The organism is bacterium (assembly GCA_029210545.1).
In the GTDB taxonomy this organism is placed as follows: Bacteria; BMS3Abin14; BMS3Abin14; order BMS3Abin14; family BMS3Abin14; genus JARGFV01.
In genome coordinates this window covers 1-4,530 of the sequence record JARGFV010000166.1, presented here as the reverse complement: position 1 = coordinate 4,530, position 4,530 = coordinate 1, and the positions used below count along the sequence as shown (strand labels likewise).

The 4,530-nt window shown below is 62.2% G+C and carries 2 protein-coding genes; both read right to left on the bottom strand.

Annotated features, from left to right (window positions below; all coding sequences use genetic code 11):
• The coding region (locus P1S46_11810; protein ID MDF1537154.1) for a hypothetical protein at positions 1–2,418 on the bottom strand (2,418 nt) is incomplete at its 3' end.
• A gap of 159 nt (positions 2,419–2,577) precedes the next feature.
• Positions 2,578–4,326, bottom strand: coding sequence for a hypothetical protein (locus P1S46_11805; protein MDF1537153.1), 1,749 nt, complete (start codon positions 4,324–4,326; stop codon positions 2,578–2,580).
• Positions 4,327–4,530 lie beyond the last annotated feature (204 nt).

The window sequence follows — 4,530 nt, the reverse complement described above, 5'->3', positions numbered from 1 at the left end:
GGCATCACCGATGGCGTGGCAGTCGGTACACTCGTAGGTCAAAAGGCCGGTGTTGGCGTGGGTGCCGTTGCCCTTGGTGGAGGGCGCTGTGGCGTGCATGACACCGCCGGCCCAGCCGGCCGTGAAGTCGCCGTGGCACCCGGCGCACTCTGTGCCGTCGGTCTGGTCCGCGTTCTCGGTCCACAGCCGCTTCCACGTCTCGCCCACGTCGGCCTCGAGGTGGCAGCCGGCGATGGAGACGGCGCAGGATGGCGGGATCGTGGAATCGGCGAACCCGACACCCGCTGTGAAGGCGATGGCGGTGTTGCCGGTGGTGCCGATCGTGGAATCGTCGTTTCCGTCGTAGTGGGCACTGGAAGGAGTCGCGGTGTGGCAGGTCACACAGCCGCCCGTCGATCCGCTGTAGGAGAAGCTGTCGTCGTGGGTCACACCGGAAACCCTGGGGCTCTCGTCGTGGAGGCCGGATTCCGGGTCGACAAACGCGCTGGCGTTCCCGGTTCCCACAGTGTGGCACATGGTGCAGGCCGCGACAGTGGACTCGTACCAGCGGTAACCGGCTGCAGTCTGCTTGTTGTTGTGGCAGTCCACATCGTTACAGGTACCGAGGTTGGTGCCGGCAACAAAGGACGCGTTGGTCTCCGAGGGCGCTTCGGTGGCCGTGTCCCAGATCGCCTTGGCATAGCCGACCGTAAACACCTCGGCGCGGGTGGAACTGGTGTGGTCCGAATCGCCGACCTTGTGGCAGTAGCGGCACATGGTCTTCTGCAGGCCGTCGCTGGTGGTCGCCGGGTCGTAACCCAAAGCTGCGGCGATCTCCTGCCTGTGGATCGGATGCCGTCCCGCGTTGTCGGGCGACGCTCCCCCATCGTCGGGGCTGGAAGTATCTGACGGCCAGTAGGAACCCGCCGCCCCGTGGCACTGGTCACAACCGGTCGCTGCCCAGGAGTACTCCCCGCCCTGGTGTTTGTGGCAGTTCTCGCACCCGGATTTGAACCCTGTCCCGCCCCCATGGGTACCGGTCGTCGTGTCCATGATGGCGTTGATGGACAAGGGATGGCAGTCGGAGCTGTCGCAGCCGTAGAATGTGAAACCTGAGGACTGCGCGCTGTTGTACCAGTCACCGCTGTTGGCGTAGGCAAGGGGCGTGGAAGCAGGCGAGGCTATGGGCGCGTATTGGCGCATCATCCTCACGTTGGAGCCGACACCGTAGCCGTGAGGGTCGTGGCAGTCCAGGCACCCCACAGGATAGGAACCGCTGGTGGAGGGAGCGTGCTCCAGGTAACCGCTGTGGCAGCTGGAACTGACGCAGATGGACAGGCGGGATTTGGCCGGGGTGGAGAAACCGCTGGGAATATTGTCCAGGACGAAGTTCAGTCGGCCTTCCGAGGACCCTTCCGCGGGCAACCCGTCAGCCGTGAAGTGGGGGATGTTCTCGTTGTGGCACTTCAGGCACGCCACGGCGAACTGGCCGTGGCCGTCGGTGTTGAAGTCGGAGTCGGCCCTGGGTAAGGGGCTGCTCGTGCTCGCGTCATCGAAAACGTGGCAGGAACCGCAGTCCTCCCTCCCGACGAGGGTGGACGTCCCCCACTCGAGAGTCGTTATGAGATCGGTGCTCCCGGACTTGTGCACGGCGTGGCAACCGGAACCCGTGGCCGGCTCGTTGAGGCATCCCTGTATGGCGGAGGCGGTGAAGAAGTACGTCCCGTTTTCCAGGGAGACGATGGAGCTGGTGTAGCCGTGGGCGGCCTGCTGGGCGTTGTAACCGGTACCGGGGTTGGCGTCGTGGCACTGCTCGGTGCAGAAGGTGTTGCTGCCGGCGTTGTAAGGCGACGTGGCGCTTGCGACCCACGCCTTGAATGTATCGGCGGCTGTCAGGAGCCCTGCCGATTCCGGGGTCCAGGCAACGGCAGCCACGTTCTTGTTGTGGATGTTGGGGCTCAGGTTGGTCCCGGGAGCGCTGCCGCCGGCGACGTATGGAACCGCGTTGACCACGTCGTGGCAGTCGATGCAGTCGAGGGTGGTGGCGTCACCGTCACCGTCGGAGAAGGAGTTGTATGCATCGACGGGGTGGCTGGAGATGGAGTTGGTGAAGTCGTTCCAGACTCCGATCATGTTCTCTCGCACGGATTTGTCGGCCTTGTCATGGCAGTAGATGCAGGGAAGGGGTTTCCCGTAATCCCAACCGGGGACCGCCTTGTTGGCAACGATCTCGGATATGCGGCTGTCGATCCGGATCAGGCGGGACTGATCCACCACATTGGACAGGGAACCGCCGGTGACGTGGCAGTCCACGCACTGGGAATCGGCGAGCTTATGCCCCGCTACTGCTGCCCCTGGCAAAAACAGGCCAATGAGCAGGAGAACCGGAAGGCAGACTGCCATCGTGCCGATAACTGAGTCGCTCGGTTTTCGCATCATCGTATAAGGCTCCACGGCTTGTTTCATCGCTGTTTGACGATTCAACTGTTAATACGGTCCCGTTCAAACCAAAGTTACAGAAAAACCCTTGTTTTTCCGGCACCTTCACTACGTTCCCACCCCACTTATCCAACCGGTATCCCGAAGCGCCTGTTTCTCCTACTTCAGGTACCGGGTGCCGCCGCCCCTGGTGACCACCCTCATCCCGTCGGTGTCACGGTAGATCCGAGCCACTGGGTAGGTAATTCCTGGTTCCCTGACCCATTTGCCATCATCATAACGGTAATAACCGTCACTTGTACCGGCATACACGGTACCGCCCGATATGCCAACGGCGGTGGCGATGCAGCTTCCAAAGGGTGTGAGCTTTGTCACCTTCAGGTTCTTATCGATCGTCACGACCTGGCAGTTGACCAGGGCCGCTGCTTTCCCACCGTCTACAGCCAGGCTGTTGACCCGCCCCTGAGTCCCCGGAACCGGGGCGAAATCCTGCCCGTTCACAGCGCGGTAGACGCCGTCCTGTGTGGCCAGCCAGTACACACCTGCGTCCTCCATCAGGGCGATCACAGATCTGCGGCCCACGCCGCCGTCCAGGCTGTTCCAGTTCGGTTCCGGCCCGGCCTCGGTCCACATGAAGCCGTTCTCGGTCCCCGCAAGGACCCCTTCCTTGTATCGGACAAGCCCCTTGATGGTATTGGATGTACCGAGCCTCCGGCTCCAGTCCCTCCATGTCCGGCCGTTGTCATCGCTGACCCAAACGCCGGCGCCGTCTGACCCCAGCAGGATCCTTCCGTCTTCGAGTGGAAGCAGAACGTTGACAGCGGATCCCAGGTCCTCAGGAGTGACGTCTTCCCAGGCCTGCCCGGCGCTCGACGAAAAGAAGATCCCCCCCTGGGTCCCGGCAAGCTGAACCCCCTGGCTCACGATGCGGGTGTTGACCGAGGAAAGGTCCGCCGGGAGCGCGATGGGATCGAAATTTTCTCCATCGAGCCGGACCAGCCCTTTCCCTCTCAGGACGATCAGGTCCCCGAAGGAGGTCGAAACAGACTTCCTCGGGATGAACCCGGAAGAGTACTGTCCCACCGGAGTCCATTCGCTTCCCTTGGGATCGCCGAGGTGGAGGGGCGAGGCCACTCTGGCAGCGAGGTACCCGTCCCTTGCGAACCCGAGGAAGGCAATGGGATCGCCGGGGGCCCCCTTGAGCTTGCTCCACTTGCTGTCCTTTGTCGCCCGGAAGATGCCCTCGCCCGGCAGGGCCATGAGGATCTTCCCGTCGAAAACCGAGGCCACCGTCGGCGTCACACTCTCCGGCAGGCCCCTGGTGATCGGTTCGAAACCGCCTTTGGACTGACGCCAGGCGCCGTTCCTGGTAACGATAACAGGGTCAGAGCCGGCATACCCGACGGCGATGACCTCCCGGGCCTTGGGATTCGTCCAGAAGGGATCGGCGATCGCCTCCCAGGTCAACCCCTTGTCGCGGGACCTGATCAGCCCCTGGCCGGAAGTAGCCAGGATCTCCTCATCTTTCGGGTGGACTGCAATTGTGCGGATCCCTTCCACCGTCCGGCCGAAGGGGTCCTTCGGCGCCTTGACCTCCTGGAAAGCGCCTCCGTCCACGGAGACCAGCAGCATCCCCGTCTTCGTGGCAACGACCGTGAGCGCCTTGCCCAGTCCCACGGCGGTGAGTTCAACAGCCCTGTCGGCGAAACCGGCCGGCAGCCAATCCTTCCCGTCCGTGGACCGGAAAAGCTCGAACCTGGAAAGCACAGCCGCACCCTGCTCTTTGGACCATGCGAGGTCGACGAGGTCCGCACCTGGAGGCATCGCCGCCCAGGAAGAGGCCGGCCCCGCCGCGATTCCGACGGCGACGATAAGTGCGACCACGATGAAGACGATACTTTTTTTCATATCAGACATCCTCTTTGCCCCTTCCGGCAAACCTGCTTTCTCCCCATATTTAAAATTTCTTCAAAATTTTAAATATAAATGAATTTTGATGACTTCGCAAAAAGTCATCAACGCGCCCCGCGCGGGACGCCCAAATCAATGACTCACTCCGTAAGTCATTGATTTGTAAGGAAAGGGAAAACGACGCTTTTCCCTTTCCGTGGA